This window comes from Streptomyces flaveolus, assembly GCF_044765825.1.
GTDB classification, from domain to species: Bacteria; Actinomycetota; Actinomycetes; order Streptomycetales; family Streptomycetaceae; genus Streptomyces; species Streptomyces flaveolus.
In genome coordinates this window covers 47330-65068 of sequence record NZ_JBIWKU010000011.1, presented here as the reverse complement: position 1 = coordinate 65068, position 17739 = coordinate 47330, and the positions used below count along the sequence as shown (strand labels likewise).

19 protein-coding genes are annotated in these 17739 nt (G+C 72.6%); 4 read left to right on the top strand and 15 right to left on the bottom strand.

Annotated features, from left to right (window positions below; all coding sequences use genetic code 11):
* Nucleotides 1–8: 8 nt before the first annotated feature.
* From ACIRG6_RS28895 to ACIRG6_RS28855, 9 genes are all read right to left on the bottom strand, one after another.
* A complete protein-coding gene (locus ACIRG6_RS28895) occupies nt 9–248 on the bottom strand; it encodes a hypothetical protein (protein WP_043504295.1) in 240 nt (79 codons plus the stop codon).
* Nucleotides 245–1738, bottom strand: a complete 1494-nt coding sequence (gatA, locus tag ACIRG6_RS28890; RefSeq protein ID WP_318214536.1) for an Asp-tRNA(Asn)/Glu-tRNA(Gln) amidotransferase subunit GatA — start codon at nt 1736–1738, stop codon at nt 245–247. The genes ACIRG6_RS28895 and gatA overlap by 4 nt, the downstream gene beginning before the upstream one ends.
* Nucleotides 1739–1743: 5 nt before the next feature.
* Entirely contained in the window at nt 1744–2040 is a 297-nt protein-coding gene (gatC, locus tag ACIRG6_RS28885; protein WP_070023066.1) for an Asp-tRNA(Asn)/Glu-tRNA(Gln) amidotransferase subunit GatC, read from the bottom strand.
* Between the two features lie 81 nt (nt 2041–2121).
* Nucleotides 2122–2640 (bottom strand): cupin domain-containing protein, encoded by a 519-nt coding sequence (locus ACIRG6_RS28880; RefSeq protein ID WP_350722699.1) that lies wholly within the window; start codon nt 2638–2640, stop codon nt 2122–2124.
* A 514-nt stretch (nt 2641–3154) separates the two neighbouring features.
* Entirely contained in the window at nt 3155–5374 is a 2220-nt protein-coding gene (locus ACIRG6_RS28875; protein WP_364679823.1) for a putative bifunctional diguanylate cyclase/phosphodiesterase, read from the bottom strand.
* A 260-nt stretch (nt 5375–5634) separates the two neighbouring features.
* The gene (gene ligA / locus ACIRG6_RS28870) at nt 5635–7830 is read right to left on the bottom strand and encodes an NAD-dependent DNA ligase LigA (RefSeq protein WP_403324989.1); all 2196 of its coding nucleotides are present in this window, start codon (nt 7828–7830) and stop codon (nt 5635–5637) included.
* Nucleotides 7831–7845: 15 nt separating this feature from the next.
* Entirely contained in the window at nt 7846–8859 is a 1014-nt protein-coding gene (locus tag ACIRG6_RS28865; RefSeq protein ID WP_364679817.1) for a methionine synthase, read from the bottom strand.
* A gap of 206 nt (nt 8860–9065) precedes the next feature.
* Complete coding sequence (locus ACIRG6_RS28860) at nt 9066–9755, bottom strand: SDR family oxidoreductase (RefSeq protein ID WP_318214531.1); 690 nt, start codon at nt 9753–9755, stop codon at nt 9066–9068.
* 27 nt (nt 9756–9782) lie between these two features.
* Nucleotides 9783–10322, bottom strand: coding sequence for an LOG family protein (locus ACIRG6_RS28855; RefSeq protein WP_239763039.1), 540 nt, complete (start codon nt 10320–10322; stop codon nt 9783–9785).
* A 95-nt stretch (nt 10323–10417) separates the two neighbouring features.
* On the opposite strand from ACIRG6_RS28855, the gene ACIRG6_RS28850 reads away from it, so the two are divergent.
* Together ACIRG6_RS28850 and ACIRG6_RS28845 are read left to right on the top strand one after the other, a co-directional pair.
* On the top strand, nt 10418–10741 hold the full coding sequence (locus tag ACIRG6_RS28850) for a DUF427 domain-containing protein (RefSeq protein ID WP_364679813.1): 324 nt from the start codon (nt 10418–10420) through the stop codon (nt 10739–10741).
* Between the two features lie 37 nt (nt 10742–10778).
* Entirely contained in the window at nt 10779–11558 is a 780-nt protein-coding gene (locus ACIRG6_RS28845; RefSeq protein WP_403324988.1) for an alpha/beta fold hydrolase, read from the top strand.
* 13 nt (nt 11559–11571) lie between these two features.
* Here the strand turns inward: ACIRG6_RS28845 and mnmA are convergent, their stop codons facing one another.
* Entirely contained in the window at nt 11572–12702 is a 1131-nt protein-coding gene (mnmA, locus tag ACIRG6_RS28840) for a tRNA 2-thiouridine(34) synthase MnmA (RefSeq protein WP_364679808.1), read from the bottom strand.
* Between the two features lie 60 nt (nt 12703–12762).
* Between mnmA and ACIRG6_RS28835 the strand changes: the two genes are divergently transcribed.
* Nucleotides 12763–13464, top strand: a complete 702-nt coding sequence (locus ACIRG6_RS28835; protein ID WP_364679805.1) for an N-acetylmuramoyl-L-alanine amidase — start codon at nt 12763–12765, stop codon at nt 13462–13464.
* A 17-nt stretch (nt 13465–13481) separates the two neighbouring features.
* On the opposite strand, the gene ACIRG6_RS28830 is transcribed toward ACIRG6_RS28835, so the two are convergent.
* The 3 genes from ACIRG6_RS28830 to ACIRG6_RS28820 form a co-directional block, all read right to left on the bottom strand.
* Entirely contained in the window at nt 13482–14645 is a 1164-nt protein-coding gene (locus ACIRG6_RS28830) for a cysteine desulfurase family protein (protein WP_364679802.1), read from the bottom strand.
* 91 nt (nt 14646–14736) lie between these two features.
* A complete protein-coding gene (locus ACIRG6_RS28825) occupies nt 14737–15003 on the bottom strand; it encodes a DUF4190 domain-containing protein (RefSeq protein ID WP_403324987.1) in 267 nt (88 codons plus the stop codon).
* A gap of 58 nt (nt 15004–15061) precedes the next feature.
* Complete coding sequence (locus tag ACIRG6_RS28820) at nt 15062–15229, bottom strand: hypothetical protein (protein WP_225634833.1); 168 nt, start codon at nt 15227–15229, stop codon at nt 15062–15064.
* A 115-nt stretch (nt 15230–15344) separates the two neighbouring features.
* On the opposite strand from ACIRG6_RS28820, the gene ACIRG6_RS28815 reads away from it, so the two are divergent.
* Nucleotides 15345–15971, top strand: a complete 627-nt coding sequence (locus ACIRG6_RS28815) for a TetR family transcriptional regulator (protein ID WP_364679799.1) — start codon at nt 15345–15347, stop codon at nt 15969–15971.
* Nucleotides 15972–16058: 87 nt separating this feature from the next.
* Here ACIRG6_RS28815 and ACIRG6_RS28810 read toward each other — a convergent pair whose 3' ends face one another.
* Both ACIRG6_RS28810 and ACIRG6_RS28805 read right to left on the bottom strand, forming a co-directional pair.
* Nucleotides 16059–16946, bottom strand: a complete 888-nt coding sequence (locus ACIRG6_RS28810; RefSeq protein WP_364679797.1) for a thioesterase family protein — start codon at nt 16944–16946, stop codon at nt 16059–16061.
* Between the two features lie 82 nt (nt 16947–17028).
* Nucleotides 17029–17688, bottom strand: coding sequence for a trimeric intracellular cation channel family protein (locus ACIRG6_RS28805; RefSeq protein WP_239763022.1), 660 nt, complete (start codon nt 17686–17688; stop codon nt 17029–17031).
* Nucleotides 17689–17739: the final 51 nt, after the last annotated feature.

Here is a 17739-nt window from a genome sequence, read left to right as displayed (position 1 = left end):
CTTCCCTCTCAGCCCAGCAGGACGTCGTCGTCGCCCAGCCGCTTCAGCTCGCGGTAGAGGATGGCGAGGCCGGTGACGATGGCGGCGGCGGACACGGCGGCGTCGACCAGACGGAGCGTGTCGCTCTCGGCGCGGGCGAGCTTCGCCTGCTTGGCGACGCTGAACGCACCGAACGCGGTGGTGGCCATGGACAGGTACAGGCCGTTCTTGGACTTCTTGAAGCCCTTGGCCTTCGACAGCTTGCTCACAGCGACGGAGCCTCCTCCAGCAGCGGGTGGCCCCACTTTTCCACGAAGGCGGCCTCGACGGCGGCGCCGACCTTGTACAGCCGGTCGTCCTTCATGGCGGGGGCGATGATCTGCAGGCCCACCGGCAGGTTGTCCTCGGGGGCGAGGCCACAGGGCAGCGACATGGCCGCGTTGCCCGCCAGGTTGGTGGGGATGGTGCACAGGTCGGCCAGGTACATCGCCATCGGGTCGTCGGCGCGCTCGCCGATCGCGAAGGCGGTGGTCGGGGTCGTCGGGGAGACGATCACGTCGACCTGCTCGAACGCCTTCTCGAAGTCCCGCGTGATGAGGGTGCGGACCTTCTGGGCGCTGCCGTAGTACGCGTCGTAGTAGCCGGAGCTCAGGGCGTACGTGCCGAGCATGATGCGCCGCTTGACCTCGGGGCCGAAGCCGGCCTCGCGGGTCAGCGAGGTGACCTCCTCGGCCGAGTGCGTGCCGTCGTCGCCGGTCCGCAGGCCGTAGCGCAGGCCGTCGAAGCGGGCGAGGTTGGAGGAGCACTCGGAGGGCGCGATCAGGTAGTACGCGGAGAGCGCGAGGTCGAAGGACGGGCAGTCCAGCTCGACGATCTCGGCGCCCAGCTCCTTGAGCAGCTCGACGGACTCGTCGAAGCGCTGGATGACGCCGGCCTGGTAGCCCTCGCCGCGGAACTGCTTGACGACACCGACGCGCATGCCCCGCACGCTGCCGTTGCGGGCGGCCTCGACGACCGCGGGGACCGGGGCGTCGATGGAGGTGGAGTCCATCGGGTCGTGCCCGGCGATCACCTCGTGCAGCAGGGCCGCGTCCAGGACCGTGCGGGCGCAGGGGCCGCCCTGGTCGAGGGAGGAGGAGAAGGCGACCATGCCGTAGCGGGAGACGCCGCCGTACGTCGGCTTGACGCCGACCGTGCCGGTGACGGCCGCGGGCTGGCGGATGGAGCCGCCGGTGTCGGTGCCGATGGCGAGCGGGGCCTGGAAGGCGGCGAGGGCCGCGGAGGAACCGCCGCCGGAGCCGCCGGGGATCTTGGTGAGGTCCCAGGGGTTGCCGGTCGGGCCGTACGCGCTGTTCTCGGTGGAGGACCCCATGGCGAACTCGTCCATGTTGGTCTTGCCGAGGATGACGACGTCGGCGGCCTTGAGGCGCTTGGTGACGGTCGCGTCGTACGGCGGGATCCAGCCCTCGAGGATCTTCGAACCGACGGTCGTGGGCACGCCCTCGGTGGTGAAGATGTCCTTGAGCGCGAGCGGGACGCCGGCCAGCGGGCCGAGCTTCTCGCCGCGCTCGCGCTTCTCGTCCACGGCACGGGCCTGGGCGAGGGCGCCCTCGCGGTCGACGTGCAGGAAGGCGTGCACCTTCTCGTCGACGGCCTCGATGCGGGCCAGGTGGGCCTCGGTGACCTCGACCGCGGTCAGCTCGCCGGAGGCGATCTTCGCGGCGATCTCGGCCGCGGTGAGCTTGATGATGTCGCTCATGGCGGTTACTCCTCCCCCAGGATCTGCGGCACCTTGAAACGCTGCTGCTCCTGGGCCGGGGCGCCGGAGAGCGCCTGCTCGGGCGTGAGCGACGGACGGACCTCGTCCGCGCGCATGACGTTCGTCAGCGGGAGCGGGTGAGAGGTCGGCGGTACGTCTTGGTCGGCGACCTCGCTGACGCGGGCGACCGCGCCGATGATGTCGTCCAGCTGTCCCGCGAAGTGCTCGAGCTCTTCGGGCTTCAGCTCCAGACGCGCCAGCCGGGCGAGGTGGGCGACCTCCTCGCGCGTGATGCCAGGCATGCAGCGTTCCTCTGGGGTGAGTGCGTGTGTTTCGGGCCGATCGGTTCGGGCCCAATCCTATGGGGCCGGGCCGGGTGGCCGTTAAACGGTTTCCCCCGGCGCCGCTCCCCGGCGCCGCGCCTCCCAGGCCTCGCTGCTCAGGAAGTGGTTGTCGTACAGGTCCTGCACGTCGAGGATGCTCTCCGGCGGGACCTCGCCGAGGCGGATGCGCTGCAGGTGACGGAAGTACTCGAAGCGTTCGACGCCCGGCGTGAGGACGATGAGCAGGTCGGCGTCGGCTCCGGGCACGGCGGCGAAGGCGTGCGGCTTGCCGGGCGGGACGACGACGAGGTCGCCGGGGCCCGCGGTGACGACCTCGTCGCCCGAGAGGATGTCGGCGGCGCCGTCGAGCAGGAAGAACATCTCGGCTGAGTTGTCGTGCCAGTGCGGCTTGGCGCCGTCGGCGCCCGCCGTGAGGGTGACGCGCTGGGTCGACAGGGCTCCGCCGGTCGCGCTGCTGTCGGCCAGCAGGCGCACGGTGGTGGGCGCGCGGCCGACGACCTCGGCCTCGGCCGCGCGGACGATCACGGTCTCGTCGGACTTCGGAACGAACAGCGACATCGTCGGCTCCCTTGGCGACGGTACGGGTGGTGCTCGGTGCGCGGACGGCTCGGGGCAGCCCGCACCGATCAAACCACCGCGAAGGCACTGGGCGGCGCCGCACACACGGGGACCCGGACGCGCGGCACCCGCCTCCGGACGACGCGCATGCCCTCGACGACGCGTGCGGCCGGGCCACCTGGTCATCCACCGCGCACCACGGAACCCTCCGCCCCGCACCGGGCGGCCCGCAGTGCTGTGCAGCCGCCGGCGCTGTTCAGCCGCCGGCGGACGCCTTCCGGGGGGCCAACGGCCGTGCGGCGCGCCGCCGGCACCCTCGTCGATCGCCCACGGTGAGGCTCCTCGCCGGTCACCGCCGCAAGCGGTGTCGCCATGGACCCACGGCACGCCGCCCCGCGGGCGCAGTCATGCCGGGACGCGCTGGCGAGGCACCCCGACGGCCGTGCCGTGCCGCGGGCGCGTCGGCCCTTGAACGGCGCCCTCACCGTGGGTCACGGCCGTACCCGCGGGCACGTCACTCGTCGGTCGCCGCGGCCGGCAGCGCCGCGGCGGGGCGGACCCAGCCGCGTGAACCCCGGGCGCGCAGCCACGCCGTGGTCTCCTCGGGCGGCATCGCCGCCGCGACCAGCCAGCCCTGTACGGCGTCGCAGCCCAGGTCACGCAGACGTTCCCAGGTCTCGTCGTCCTCGACGCCCTCCGCGACGACCAGCAGGCCGAGGGAGTGCGCGAGGTCGACGGTGCAGCGCACGATCTCGGCGTCCTCGGTGTCGACGGCCAGCCGGGCCACGAACGAGCGGTCGATCTTGAGTTCGCTGACCGGGAGCCGGCGCAGGTGCACGAGGGAGGAGTAGCCGGTGCCGAAGTCGTCCAGGGACATCTTCACGCCGTGCGCGGTCAGTCCGGCGAGGGTGTCGGCGGCGCGCTGCGGGTCCTCCAGCAGGACGTGCTCCGTGATCTCCAGCTGGAGCGCCCCCGCCGGGACTCCGTGCCGGGCCAGCCGCGCGGCGACCGAACCGGCGAAGCCGGGGGTGTGGACGTCGCGCGGGGAGACGTTGACCGCGACCGGCACGAACAGGCCCTGGGCCCGCCACCGGGCGACCTGTCCGAGCGCCGTCTCCAGCACGTACTCCGTCAGATGGGGCATCAGCCCGGAGGACTCGGCGATCGCGATGAACTCGTCGGGCGGCACGCTGCCCCGCTCGGGGTGCACCCAGCGGACCAGTGCCTCCAGGCCGGCCACCTGTCCGTCGAAGCGGACCTTGGGCTGGTAGTGCAGCCGGACCTCGTGGGCGTCCAGGGCCCGGCGCAGATCGCCCAGCAGCCCGAGCCGGTCCGGGGTGTTGGAGTCGCGCTTGGACTCGTAGACCTCCACGCCCGTGCGGTCCCGCTTCGCCTGGTACATCGCCACGTCCGCCCGGCGCAACAGCCCCTCGGCGTCCAGCGCGTGGTCGGGGAAGACGGCGACCCCGGCGCTGGCCTCGAGGACGAGGGTGAGCCCGTCCAGGTCGAGCGGCGAGCTGAGCGCGGCGACGAGTCCCCGGGCGACCCGGGTCGCCGAGGTGGTGGAGTCGGCGACCGGCAGCAGGACGGCGAACTCGTCACCGCCCAGCCGCGCGGCCTCCGCCCCGCGCGGCAGTGCCAGCCGCAGCCGGTCGGCGGTCTGCAACAGCAGACGGTCACCGGCGAGATGTCCGAGGGTGTCGTTGACCGACCGGAAGCGGTCCAGGTCGATCAGCATCAGGGCGGCGCGGGCGCCGACCCGTTCGGCGTCGTCCAGAGCGGTCCAGGTCCGCTCCAGCAGCCACTGCCGGTTGGGCAGTCCGGTCAGCGGATCGCGCAACTGCTCCTCCGCCCGGGCGCGGGCGATCCACAGCGTGGAGTCGAGAGCGATCAGCGGGATGGAGAACAGCGGCAGCAGCAGCGGCTTGGCGACGGCGACCACGCAGACCAGCGGCGCGATGCCGAGCAGCGCGACGGCCACCAGGCCGTGCCTGACCAGGGCGGTGCGGGCGACGGTGGGCAGCCCGGCCCGCGGGGTGTGCAGGTACCAGAGCAGGGCGCGGGTGACGGCGAGGTAGGCGACGGCGACGAGCACCACCTTGGGGGCCGCGTACACCCCCCAGGTGTTCGGGTCCCAGGGGTGCTCCACGGACGGTACGGAGCCGCAGACGCCGAGCAGCAGGGCACCCGCGGCGATGCCGAGGATGTCCACCGCGCCGTGCAGGACGCCCTGCCGCCAGCGGCCCCGGCGGGCTATGCCGACCAGGACGACGACGGTGAGGCTGACCATGCCGGCCGGGATCCAGCCGTAGAGCAGCAGGACGGCGAGGGTGAGGGCGGCGCCCGAGCCGGTGCCGCCCCACCAGCGGGAGCGGCCGAGCATGACCAGGTGGCCGACGACGATGCCGGTCAGCACGGCGAGGGACCAGCCGGCGGTGCCGGACGGGAAGAGGGCGTGGCCCTCGGCGAACGCCCGGTAGAAGCCGGCGCCCAGGACGAATCCGGCCGCGGCCACGACCGCCGCGGGCAACGCGGGCCAGGACAGGTGCCGTTCGGCGTCGGCGCCGGACATCGCGGGCGCGCCGGCGGCGGGCGGCGCGCTGCCCGGGGCGTCCGCCGCGGGGTGCCGTGCGCCACCACCGCGCTGCCCGAGCCGCCGGCTCACGTGCCACGTCCCCACCAGGTGACGCAGGCGCGGCCGTGAGCCCGCGGCGGCGCTCTCGGTCGGTTCCATTCCCGTCCCTCTCACAGCCGGCGGGTGCCCACGCCACGCGGCCCTGCGCCCGACAACCCTCAACGGCTCCGCGTTGGAGAACCCTTCCCCCTGTTCCTTGGGGCAGGGGGATGCCCCCGACCGCAGCTGGGCACGGCAGGCGCACCCCTCAACAGTAGGCCGCGGAAGGCTTCCAGGGGCACCGGTCGCCGACGGTTGCCCGAATGCGACCCGGCCACCCGTATGCATCTGGTATGCGCCGATCGGGTGGCCTTCAACCGCTATTCCTCGGCCGAAAGCGCGGCGTCGGTGGCCGCTTCGGGACCTTCCTCGAGCAGGACGGTGAAACCGTCCTCGTTCAGGACGGGCACCTTGAGTTGCATCGCCTTGTCGTATTTGGACCCGGGGTTGTCGCCCGCCACCACGAACGACGTCTTCTTGGACACCGATCCGGTCACCTTGGCGCCCCGGCTCTGCAGGGCGTCCTTGGCTCCGTCCCGCGTGTAGTTCTCCAGGGTGCCGGTGACGACGACGGTGAGTCCTTCGAGCGGGCGCGGGCCCTCGTCCTCGCCGGTCGACTGCTCCTCCAGCGGAACTCCGGCCGCCTTCCACTTCCGGACGATCTCGCGGTGCCAGTCCTCGGCGAACCACTCCTTGAGGGAGGCGGCGATGATGGGGCCGACGCCGTCGGTGTTCGCCAACTCCTCCTCGGTGGCCTGCTCGATGCGGTCGACGGAGCGGAACTGGCGGGCGAGTTCCTGGGCAGCGACCGGGCCGACGTGCCGGATGGAGAGGCCGTTGAGGAAGCGGGCGAGCGGACGGCTCTTGGCCTCCTCGATGTTCTTCAGCAGGGCGAGGGTGTTCTTCTTCGGCTCGCCCTCCTTGTTGGCGAAGACCCTGGCGACCTTCTCCTCGCCGGTCTTGGGGTCGCGCTTGGGCAGCCCGCTGTCCGGGTCGAGGACGTACGCCTTGATGGGCAGCAGCTTCTCGACGGTGAGGTCGAAGAGGTCGCCCTCGTCGACGAGCGGCGGATCGGCCGGCTCCAGCGGCCGGGTGAGCGCGGCCGCGACGACGCCGCCGAAGTGTTCGATGTCCAGGCACTCCCGGCCGGCGAGGTAGGAGACGCGCTCGCGCAGCTGGGCCGGGCAGGTACGGGCGTTGGGGCACCGGAGGTCGATGTCGCCCTCCTTCATGGCCTTCAGCGGCGTCCCGCACTCGGGGCACTCGGCCGGCATGACGAACTCCCGCTCGCTGCCGTCCCGCAGGTCGGCCACCGGCCCGAGGATCTCGGGGATCACGTCACCGGCCTTGCGCAGCACCACCGTGTCGCCGATGAGGACGCCCTTGGCCTTGACGACCTCCTGGTTGTGCAAGGTGGCGAACTCCACCTCGCTGCCGGCCACGGTGACCGGCTCGACCTGCGCGTACGGCGTGACGCGGCCGGTGCGCCCGACGCCCACCTTGATGTCGACGAGCTTGGTGTTGACCTCCTCGGGCGCGTACTTGTAGGCGATGGCCCAGCGCGGGGCGCGCGCGGTGGAGCCGAGGCGTCCCTGGAGGCGGATCTCGTCGAGCTTGACGACGACGCCGTCGATCTCGTGCGCCACCGAGTGCCGGTTCTCGCCGTAGTACGCGATGAACTCCCGTACGCCGTCGAGGCCGTCGACCACCCTGTTGTGCGGGGAGGTGGGCAGGCCCCAGGTCGCCAGGAGGTCGTACGCCTGGGAGAGGCGGGTCATGCCCGTGTAGCCCTCCAGGGCGCCGATGCCGTGGACGACCATGTGCAGCGGGCGGGAGGCGGTGACGCGCGGGTCCTTCTGGCGCAGTGAACCGGCCGCCGCGTTGCGCGGGTTGGCGAAGGGCTTGTCACCGGCCTCGACCAGCCGGGCGTTGAGTCCCTGGAACTTCTCCATCGGGAAGTAGACCTCGCCGCGGATCTCCACGAGGTCGGGGACCTCGTCGCCCGTGAGGCGCTCGGGGATCTCGGTGATGGTGCGGACGTTGGGCGTGATGTCCTCGCCGGTGCGGCCGTCGCCGCGGGTGGCCGCGCGGACCAGCCGGCCGCGCTCGTAGGTGAGGTTGACGGCCAGCCCGTCGACCTTCAGCTCGCACAGGAAGTGGTACTTCTGCTCGCCCAGCTCCTTGGCGATGCGCTCGGTCCAGGCGGCGAGCTCGTCGTCGTTGAAGGTGTTGTCGAGGGAGAGCATGCGCGAGCGGTGCTCGACGGCCGTGAACTCCGTCTCGTAGGAACCGGCGACCTTCTGGGTCGGCGAGTCCGGGGTGCGCAGCTCCGGGTACTCCTCCTCCAGCGCCTCCAGGGAACGCAGCAGCCGGTCGAAGTCCGCGTCGCTGATGACGGGGGCGTCCTTCACGTAGTACCGGAAGCGGTGTTCCTCGATCTGCTCAGCGAGCTGCACGTGCTTCTCGCGCGCCTCGGCGGGCACACTCGTCGTCTCCGCCTGCTTGTCGCCGGCCACCGTGTCGTCCTCCCGTTACTCTGGGTTGTCCGCGAGGGATCTCGCCGCCCGGACGCAGTGGGCGAGCGCGCGGCGGGCGTACTCGGGGGACGCGCCCGCGAGTCCGCACGACGGCGTCACCGTGACCGCCTCCGCGAGAAGCCCCGGATGCAGCCCCAGCCTGCGCCACAGCGTCCTGACACCCATGACGCTACCGGCAGGGTCTGACAATGGGCCGTCCGTCCCCGGCACGACACCGGTGAACAGCCGGGTGCCGCCCTCCACCGCCTCACCGATCGCGTCGTCGTCACGCTCGGTGAGGAGGGAGAAGTCGAAGGAGATGCCCGCGACGCCGGCCCGGCGCAGCAGGGCGAACGGGACGTCGGGTGCGCAGGAGTGGACCACGACGGGGCCCTCGCCGTGCACCCCGACGGTGTCGCGCAGGGCCGCCTCCACGACCTGCCGGTCCACGGCCCGGTACGTGCGGTAGCCGCTGGCGCTGCGCACCTGGCCGCGCAGCACCGCGGTGAGGGAGGGCTCGTCGAGCTGGAGCACGAGCGTCGCGCCGGGGACGCGGCGCCGGAGCTCGGCGAGGTGCAGGCGCAGGCCCTCGGCGAGGGAGGCGGCGAGGTCGCGGGTGGCACCGGCGTCGGACAGGACGGCCTCACCGTTTCGCAGTTCCAGGGCGGCGGCCAGCGTCCAGGGGCCGACGGCCTGGACCTTCAGCGGCCCCTCGTAACCCTGCGTGAACTCCTCGAGCGCGTCGAGGTCCTCCCCCAGCCAGGCCCGGGCCCGTTTGGTGTCGCGGCCCGGGCGGTCGCCGAGGCGCCAGCCGCTGGGCTCCACGCGCGCGTACAGCTCGACGAGCATCCCGGCGCTGCGGCCGATCATGTCGGCGCCGGGGCCGCGGGCGGGCAGCTCGGGCAGGAAGGGGAAGTCCTCGAAGGAGCCGGTGGCGGTCTTGACGGCCTCGCGCGCGTCGTCCCCCGGCAGGGAGCCGACGCCGGTCGCGGGGCCGAAACGCGGGCTGGTCTGGCTGTTGTCGCTCACCCGGCCAGCCTAGGGCCTGTCGTTCGGATCAGGTCGGCTGAGCGGGCTCAAGCCTTTCAGCCGGCCTGAGCGGGGCGTGGTGCGTGCAGCTGCAAGGCGGAGGAGGGCGACAGGGCGGAGCCCTGGCAACCGGCGACAACGCCGCAGATGCGCGTGCCACGCCCCGCGACGCGGGCATGATCCGAACGACAGGCCCCAAGCCGCCGTCACCGCCCCGGGCGCACCGTCAGGTCGTTGACCTCCGCGTCCCTGGGCAGGTCCAGGGCCATGACGATCGTCGTGGCGACCGACTCGGGGTCGATCCACTTCGCGGGGTCGTACTCCTTGCCCTCCTGCTGGTGGACCTTGGCCTGCATGGGGCTGGCGGTGCGGCCGGGGTAGACGGAGGTGACGCGGACGCCGTTCGCGTGCTCCTCCTGGCGCAGGGAGTCGGCCAGGGCCTTCAGGCCGTGCTTGGATGCGGCGTACGCGGACCAGCCGGCGTGGGCGTTGAGTCCGGAACCGGAGTTGACGAAGACGACCTGGCCCTGGGCGACGCGGAGCTGGGGCAGGAAGAGGCGGGTCAGCTCGGCCGGGGCGACCAGGTTGACGTTGAGCTGGTGGCGCCAGGTCTTCGGGGTGAGGTCGCCGACGGGACCGAGGTCGACCACGCCCGCGATGTGCAGCAGGGAGTCCACGCGGTCGGGCAGCGTCTGGTGCGAGAAGGCCCAGGAGAGCTTGTCCGGGTCCGCCAGGTCGCCGACCAGCGTCTTCGCGCCGGGGAACGCGGCCGCCAGTTCCTTCGCGCGGCCCGCGTCGCGCGCGTGCAGCACGACCTCGTCGCCGCGCTCGTGCAGGCGGCGGGTCACGGCCGCGCCGATGCCGGAGCCCGCTCCGGTGATCACATGTGTAGCCATGACCGCCATGCTCGCATCACCGCGGGCTCACTCCACGCCCCGGCTCTCCTCCAGGTAGGCCAGCGCGCCGACCGGCTCCTCGGCGAAGAACACCAGCTCGGTGAGGGGGCGCGGCAGGAAGCCCTCGTCCTCCATGCGGCGGAACTGCTCCTTGAGCCCGTCGTAGAAGCCCGCCGTGTTGAGCAGGACGACCGGCTTGTCGGTGTGCCCGTGCTTCTTCAGCTCCAGGATCTCCGTCGCCTCGTCCAGGGTGCCGGTGCCGCCCACCATGATCACCACGGCGTCGGCCTTCTCCAGCAGCAGCCGCTTGCGCTCGGCGAGGTCCTTGGCGATCACCATCTCGTCGGCGCCCTCGCGCGCCTTGGCCGCCAGGAAGTCCACGGAGACGCCCAGGAGCCTGCCTCCGGCCTCGTGCACGCCGTCGGCGACGACCTTCATCAGCCCGGTGTCCGAACCGCCCCACACGAGCGTGTGCCCGCCCTTGCCGAGGAGGGTGCCGAACTCCTTCGCGGGGCGCGTGTAGCGCTCGTCGAGATCGGCGGCGGAGAGGAAGACGCAGATGTTCATGGGACCACGGTACGGGGGGCGCGCCGGCCGGGAAGAACTCGGCCCGGGCGCACGCTGTACCGAAGACGTGGGCCACCCGAGGAGGATCGATCATCGTGACGAAGGGTCATCGCATCACCATCGAGCGGAGCGACCGGCACGTGCGCGTGGTGCACGGCGGGCAGGTCCTGGCGGAGAGCGACGGGGCACTGGTCCTGCACGAGACGGGCTGTCCCGACCGGTACTACCTTCCCGCCGACGACGTACGCCTGGACCTGCTGACGCCGTCCGCCACGCACACGCACTGCCCGTTCAAGGGCGACGCGTCCTACTGGTCGCTGCCGGACGCGACGGACCTCGTCTGGTCCTACCCGGACCCGAAGCCGGACGTGGCGGAGATCAAGGACCATCTGTGTTTCTACGACGTCGAGGTGTCCTGAGGGATGAAACGCGTGCCGTAGGGCAGTCTGCACAAGCATGGACAAGAAGACCTTTTCGCGTGACGGCACGCGCATCGCGTACGAACGTACCGGGCAGGGGCCGGCCGTCGTCCTGGTCAGCGGCGCGATGTCCACGGGGGCCACGCTGGCGCCCCTGGCCGCGGAGCTGTCGGACCGTTTCGACGTCACCGTGTACGACCGCCGGGGCCGCGGCGAGAGCGGGGACACGGCGCCCTACGCGGTGGAGCGCGAGGTCGAGGACCTGGCGGCGCTGATCGAGGAGGTCGGCGGCGAGGCGTCGCTGTACGGCATCTCGTCGGGCGGCGCGCTGGTGCTGCGGGCGGCGGCAAGCGGGCTGCCGGTGCGCCGGGCCGCCGTCTACGAGGTGCCGTACGCCATGGACGACGACTCCGCGCGGGCCCGCGCGGAGTACACCGAGCGGCTCGGCGAAGCGCTCGGGCAGGGGCGGCGCGGGGACGCGGTGGAGCTGTTCCTGCGGCTCACCGGCCTGGGCGAGGAGATGATCCGGGGCGCCCGCCAGTCGCCGATGTGGGCCGGCATGGAGTCGGTCGCGCCGAGCCTCGCGTACGACGACGCGGTGATGGGCGACGCCCGGGTGCCGCGGGCCCGGCTGGCGGAGATCACCGCGCCCGTGCTGGCCCTGGCGGGCGACGCGGGGGCCGAGTGGATGCGCGAGGCGGCGCGGGCCGTCGCCGATGCCGTGCCCGAGGGCACGTACCGGACCCTCGGGGGCCAGAGTCACATGGTGGAGCCGGGCGTCCTGGCGCCGGTGCTGGCGGAGTTCTTCGCTGCGTAGGAAGGCGCCGGGTTCAGGCCACGCCCGCCGTCGCGCGCGTCGTCGACGCGATGGTCGCCGAGCCCACCACGCGGGTGCCGTCGTACAGCACGATCGCCTGGCCGGGGGCGACGCCGCGCACCGGCTCGGCGAACGACACCTCCAGCGTGCCGTCGACCAGGCCGGCGGTGACCTCGGTCTCGCCGCCGTGGGCGCGGAGCTGGGCGGTGTAGGTGCCGGGGCCGGTCGGGGCGGCGCCGCACCAGCGGGGCTTGATCGCGGTGAGCGCGGTGACGTCCAGCGCCTCGGCCGGGCCCACCGTGACGGTGTTGTTCACCGGGGAGATGTCGAGGACGTAGCGGGGCTTGCCGTCGGCCGCCGGCGTGCCGATCCGCAGGCCCTTGCGCTGGCCGATGGTGAAGCCGTAGGCGCCCTCGTGGGTGCCGAGCCGGTTGCCGGCCTCGTCGACGATGTCGCCCTCCGCCCGGCCCAGCCGGCCGGCGAGGAAGCCCTGGGTGTCGCCGTCGGCGATGAAGCAGATGTCGTGCGAGTCGGGCTTCTTGGCGACGGCGAGCCCCCGGCGCTCGGCCTCCGCGCGGATCTCGTCCTTGGTGGTGAGCGTGTCGCCGAGCGGGAACATGGCGTGGGCGAGCTGCCGGTCGTCCAGCACGCCGAGGACGTAGCTCTGGTCCTTGGCCATGTCGGAGGCGCGGTGCAGTTCGCGGGTGCCGTCCTCGCGCAGGATCACCTTCGCGTAGTGACCGGTGCAGACCGCGTCGAAGCCGAGCGCGAGGGCCTTGTCGAGCAGCGCGGCGAACTTGATCTTCTCGTTGCAGCGCAGGCACGGGTTGGGGGTGCGGCCGGCCTCGTACTCGGCGACGAAGTCCTCGACCACGTCCTCACGGAAGCGGTCGGCGAGGTCCCAGACGTAGAAGGGGATGCCGATGACGTCCGCGGCGCGGCGGGCGTCCCGGGAGTCCTCGATGGTGCAGCAGCCCCGGGCGCCCGTGCGGAAGGACTGCGGGTTGGCGGAGAGTGCCAGGTGGACGCCGGTCACGTCGTGCCCCGCCTCGGCCGCGCGGGCGGCGGCGACGGCGGAGTCGACTCCGCCCGACATGGCGGCGAGGACGCGGAGGGGGCGGGTGCGCTGCGGGGTGTCAGTCATAACCCTTCCAGGGTACGGGTGCGCGGGAACCGGAGCGCGCGAGTATGCGTTGAAGATCGCATGGGGGCGAAGAGCGGGTCCACGGGCGGATCCAGGGACGCGGACCGGCACATCGGGCGCCGGGCGCTGCTCGTCGGCGGCACGGCGGCGGCCGTGGGCACGGCGGTGCTGGCGCGCGACGAGCTGGCGCGGCTGTGGTGGCGTACTCCGGGCGTGGAGAAGCCGCGCGAGAAGGGCGCCGTCGACTACGCGGGCGCCCGGTGGGTGTCGGCGTCGGACGCCAACTGGCGGCGCGCGGACCGGCCCGACGACTTCGGCATCGACATGGTGATCGTCCATGTCACGCAGGGCAGCTTCGCGAGCGCCGTGAAGGCGTTCCAGGACCCCGGTCACAAGGCCGCCACGCACTACATCGTCGGCCAGGACGGGCACGTCACGCAGATGATCCGCGAGCTGGACGTGGCGTACCACGCGGGCAACCGGGACTACAACGAGCGCAGTGTCGGCATCGAGCACGAGGGTTTCGTGGACCGGCCGCAGGACTTCACGGACGCGATGTACGCCGCCTCGGCCCGGCTGACCGCGGGTATCTGCGCGCGGTACGAGATACCCGTGGACCGCGAGCACATCATCGGCCACGTGGAGGTGCCGGGCGCCGACCACACCGATCCGGGGCCGCACTGGGACTGGGACCGGTACCTGAAGCTGGTCCGGCGGGCGGCGACGAGCGGTCCGTCCGCCGGCGCCTCGACGAGCGCCTGACCCCTGCCGCCCGCCCCCTACGTCAGCCCCGCCGCCCGCGCGCGTTCCACCGCCGGGCCGATCGCCTTGGCGAGCGCCTCGACGTCGGCCTCCGTGGAGGTGTGGCCGAGGGAGAAGCGCAGGGTGCCCCGGGCGAGGTCGGGGTCGGTTCCGGTGGCCAGCAGGACGTGGCTGGGCTGGGCGACGCCGGCGGTGCAGGCGGAGCCGGTGGAGCACTCGATGCCCTGGGCGTCGAGCAGCAGGAGCAGGGAGTCGCCCTCGCAGCCGGGGAAGGTGAAGTGGGCGTTGGCCGGCAGCCGGTCCACCGGGTCGCCGCCCAGGACGGCGTCCGGGACCGCCGTACGCACCGCGTCGACCAGGTCGTCGCGCAGGGAGCCGATCTCCCGTGCGAACCACTCGCGCTGCTCGGTGGCGAGGCGCCCGGCCACCGCGAAGGAGGCGACGGCGGGCACGTCGAGGGTGCCGGAGCGGACGTGGCGTTCCTGGCCGCCGCCGTGCAGGACGGGTACGGGCGTGTACTCGCGGCCCAGCAGCAGCGCGCCGATGCCGTAGGGGCCGCCGATCTTGTGGCCGGAAACCGTCATCGCGGCGAGCCCGGAGGCGGCGAAGTCGACCGGGAGCTGGCCGACGGCCTGGACCGCGTCGGCGTGCAGGGGAACGTCGAACTCGGCGGCCACGTCGGCGAGTTCACGGACCGGCATGATCGTGCCGATCTCGTTGTTGGCCCACATGACGGTGGCGAGGGCGACATCGTCGGGATCGCGGGCGATGGCCTCGCGCAGCGCGTCGGGGTGGACGCGGCCGTACGCGTCGACCGGCAGGTACTCGACGGTCGCCCCCTCGTGTTCGCCGAGCCAGTGGACGGCGTCGAGGACGGCGTGGTGCTCGACGGGGCTGGCCAGCACCCGGGTGCGGGCCGGGTCGGCGTCGCGGCGGGCCCAATACAGGCCCTTGACGGCGAGATTGTCGGCCTCGGTGCCGCCGGAGGTGTAGACGACCTCGCTGGGGCGGGCGCCGAGGGCGTCGGCGAGGGTCTCGCGGGCCTCCTCGACGGTGCGCCGTGCGCGGCGGCCGGACGCGTGGAGGGAGGAGGCGTTGCCGGTGGCGCCCACGTGCGCGGTGAGTGCCTCGACCGCCTCGGGGAGCATCGGGGTGGTCGCGGCGTGGTCGAGGTAAGCCATGGTGGGGCCGATTCTACGGGGCGGCCCCGCCCGGCCTCGGATCAAGGCCGGTCTCTTCGGCGAACCGGCACCCGGCCGCAGGGCGGGCGGCTCACAGATTCCACGACATCGTGTTGTCCGCGGACATGACCGCCACCAGGACCAGCAGGTCGGCGACGCCCAGGCCGAGGCCGAGGAGGGCCCGGCCGCGGCGGGCGGTGCCCCGCCACAGGGCGACGCCGGCCAGCGCGATGGCGACGGGGCCCAGGAAGACGTTGAGGACGAGCAGGCCGAGGAGGCCGAGGACGAAGGACGCGACGGCCATGCCGTCGGTGTCCCGGATACCGGTCCGGCGGGTGGCCGGTGCGGTGAGCTGCACGGTGTTCTCCTTACGGTGCGTCGGTGGGCCGGACGGTGCGTCGACGGACCGGCGGCGGTCAGTGGGCGGAGCTGCTCCGGCGGCGGCCGTGCCGCTCGCGGACCGCGAAGACGCCGAGCCAGACGGCGATGACCAGGCCGACGGCGACGGACAGGGTGAGCGGCGCGTGGGCGACGGTGCCCAGGACGGCGCCGAAGAGCAGAAGTGCGACGACGAGAAACAGCATGGCGCGGATCCCCCAACCTTCGGTGAACGGTTGTAGTCACAGTTGTTCACTGACTTCCCAGTCTAGCGCGCGTCATGGCTTTTCAATTCCGGAGAACAGTTGTTAACTGCATGGTATGAGTCACACCCTCGGCGTTCGGCAGGCCCAGAAGCAGAAGACCCGTCAGGCGCTCCTGGACGCGGCGCTCGCGCTGCTGGAGGAGCAGAGCCTGAGCAGCCTGGGCCTGCGCGAGGTCACCCGTGCCGTCGGCGTGGCCCCGACCGCCTTCTACCGGCACTTCCGCTCCACCGCCGACCTCGGCGTGGCGCTGGTGGAGGAGGCGCTGGGCAGCCTGCATCCGATGATCCGGACGACGGTGTCGCCCGCGGAGGACAGTGAGGAACGGATCGCCCGGGCCGTGGAGTTGATCGCCGGTCACGTGGCCGCGCATCCCGCCCACGTCCGGTTCATCGCCCGGGAGCGCCACGGCGGGGTGCAGCCGGTGCGGGAGGCGATACGCGACCAACTGGCCCGGTTCGCCGAGGAGGTGCAGACCGAGCTGGCCAAGGACCCGCAGTCGGCGGGCTGGCACGACGACGACCTGCTGATGCTCGCGGGCCTCTACGTCGACCAGATGCTGATCACGGCCTCGCTGTTCCTGGAGACGCTGGAGGCTCCGGAGGAGGAGCGCCGGCGCGTCGCCGCGGTCGCGACCCGCCGGATGCGGCTGATCAGCATCGGCCGCCGGCACTGGCTGGACTGACCGGGGCAGGAAAAAGCGACACGCACGCCGGGACCTGTCGGTCCCGGCGTGCGGTGACGAGCGGGCGCGCACCGCCCGCGGGGCGCGTCAGCCGAGCCGGACCCGGGCCAGCTGACGGGACTGGGCGACCAGGCGGTCGGCGCTGTCCCAGACCTCGGCGTCCTCCTCGAGGAAGCCGCCGGCGAGGTTGCGGGTGGTGATGGAGACGCGCAGCGGGCCCGGTGCCGGGCGGCAGCGTACGTGCACGGTCAGCTCGACCGTCGGCACCCAGCCCTTGAGCCCGAGCTCGAAGGCGGTCGGGGGCAGCGCGTCCACCGCGAGGAGCAGCGAGAGGGGGTCGGCGTCGCGGCCGTCGGCGAGCCCGAACCAGGCCCGCATCTCCCCCCTGCCCGAGGGCTGCCCGAGGGCCCAGCCCAGGGTGGCGGGGTCCAGCTTGAGCATCAGCCGGTCGGCGATGGCGGAGCTGCCCTCCACGGGGGCGGGACCACCCGACGGTAGTCGGACATCAGATGCAGTCTCCGGGCCGAAGCACTGGTCCATGGGCGGGATCGCGGGCGGCTTCGCCGAGGTGCGGACGTCGTCGGGCAGCGTCCCGAGGTCGCCGTAGGAGGCGAGGACACGGATGCGCTCGACCTCGTTGCCCTCGTCGTCGTACTGGAAGAGGGACGCCTGGCCGGTGGAGAGCGTACGGCCGGTGCGGACCGTCTCCGTGCGGACGACCGCCGGACCGGGCCGGGACGCGGTGAGGTAGTGCGCCGAGATGGTGAAGGGGTCGGGGTGCGGCAGGGCGTCCCCGAGGGCGCGGCCCAGGACGGCCAGCAGGTAGCCGCCGTTGACGGCACTGATGATCGTCCAGCCGGCGGAGAGGTCGATGTCGTAGACACCGGGTGCGCGCCGGGTGACGCTGGTGTCCCGGTCGAACTCGCTGTCGCCGATGGTGGCCCGGGTGGCCGGTGCGGAGGCTGCTTCTGGCATGGCTGCACGGTACAACAGGAAACTACTAAGCGGTAGCTTTTCTCTGTTACCGCTGCCCCCCCGGGAGCGGACGGAAGACCTCTCACTCCCCCTCGACGACCGTCGACCGACGGTTCCACGCGCGCGGTGCCCGCCAGTGGAAGCGCAGGGCCAGCAGGCGCAGCACGAAGGCGGTGACCACCGCGAGGCCGCTGGTGAAGGAGCTCAGCGCGTCGAAGCGGATGCACAGGACGACCATGGTGGCGCCGACGATGGCCGGGACGGCGTACAGGTCGCGGTCCCAGCGCAGCAGCGACGGCACCTCGTTGGCCAGGACGTCGCGCAGCACACCGCCGCCCACCGCGGTGGCCATGCCCAGACAGGCGGAGGCGGTCAGGCCGAGCCCGTAGTCGTACGCCTTGGTCGTGCCGGCGACGCAGAACAGGCCGAGGCCGGCCGCGTCGAAGACGTTGACGCCGGTCTGGAGGCGCTCGACGTGGGGGTGGAGGAAGAAGACCAGCACCGTGGCGAGCAGCGGGGTCAGGAAGTACCCCAGGTCCGTGAACGCGGCGGGCGGCACCGCCCCGATGATCAGGTCCCGGAACAGCCCGCCGCCCAGCGCGGTGACCTGGGCGAGGACGGCGATGCCGAACACGTCGAAGTTCTTGCGGACGGCGAGCAGCGCGCCCGAGATGGCGAAGACGAAGATGCCGATCAGGTCGAGCGTGTGCTGCACGGTGGGGCTGAAGAGTTGCTCGTACACCCTGCCATTCTCACCTGCCGGTGAGCCCCCGCCTTACAAACGAAGGCGGGG

Bases quoted from the DNA above. Each gene is read 5' to 3' on its own strand.
- ACIRG6_RS28815 (WP_364679799.1), top strand. From the start codon at position 15,345: ATGAGTCACACCCTCGGCGTTCGGCAGGCCCAGAAGCAGAAGACCCGT.
- gatA (WP_318214536.1), bottom strand. From the start codon at position 1,738: ATGAGCGACATCATCAAGCTCACCGCGGCCGAGATCGCCGCGAAGATC.
- mnmA (WP_364679808.1), bottom strand. From the start codon at position 12,702: ATGACTGACACCCCGCAGCGCACCCGCCCCCTCCGCGTCCTCGCCGCC.
- ACIRG6_RS28860 (WP_318214531.1), bottom strand. From the start codon at position 9,755: ATGGCTACACATGTGATCACCGGAGCGGGCTCCGGCATCGGCGCGGCC.
- ACIRG6_RS28810 (WP_364679797.1), bottom strand. From the start codon at position 16,946: ATGCCAGAAGCAGCCTCCGCACCGGCCACCCGGGCCACCATCGGCGAC.
- ACIRG6_RS28820 (WP_225634833.1), bottom strand. From the start codon at position 15,229: ATGCTGTTTCTCGTCGTCGCACTTCTGCTCTTCGGCGCCGTCCTGGGC.
- ACIRG6_RS28880 (WP_350722699.1), bottom strand. From the start codon at position 2,640: ATGTCGCTGTTCGTTCCGAAGTCCGACGAGACCGTGATCGTCCGCGCG.
- ACIRG6_RS28845 (WP_403324988.1), top strand. From the start codon at position 10,779: ATGGACAAGAAGACCTTTTCGCGTGACGGCACGCGCATCGCGTACGAA.
- ACIRG6_RS28835 (WP_364679805.1), top strand. From the start codon at position 12,763: ATGGGGGCGAAGAGCGGGTCCACGGGCGGATCCAGGGACGCGGACCGG.
- gatC (WP_070023066.1), bottom strand. From the start codon at position 2,040: ATGCCTGGCATCACGCGCGAGGAGGTCGCCCACCTCGCCCGGCTGGCG.
- ACIRG6_RS28855 (WP_239763039.1), bottom strand. From the start codon at position 10,322: ATGAACATCTGCGTCTTCCTCTCCGCCGCCGATCTCGACGAGCGCTAC.
- ACIRG6_RS28875 (WP_364679823.1), bottom strand. From the start codon at position 5,374: ATGGAACCGACCGAGAGCGCCGCCGCGGGCTCACGGCCGCGCCTGCGT.
- ACIRG6_RS28830 (WP_364679802.1), bottom strand. From the start codon at position 14,645: ATGGCTTACCTCGACCACGCCGCGACCACCCCGATGCTCCCCGAGGCG.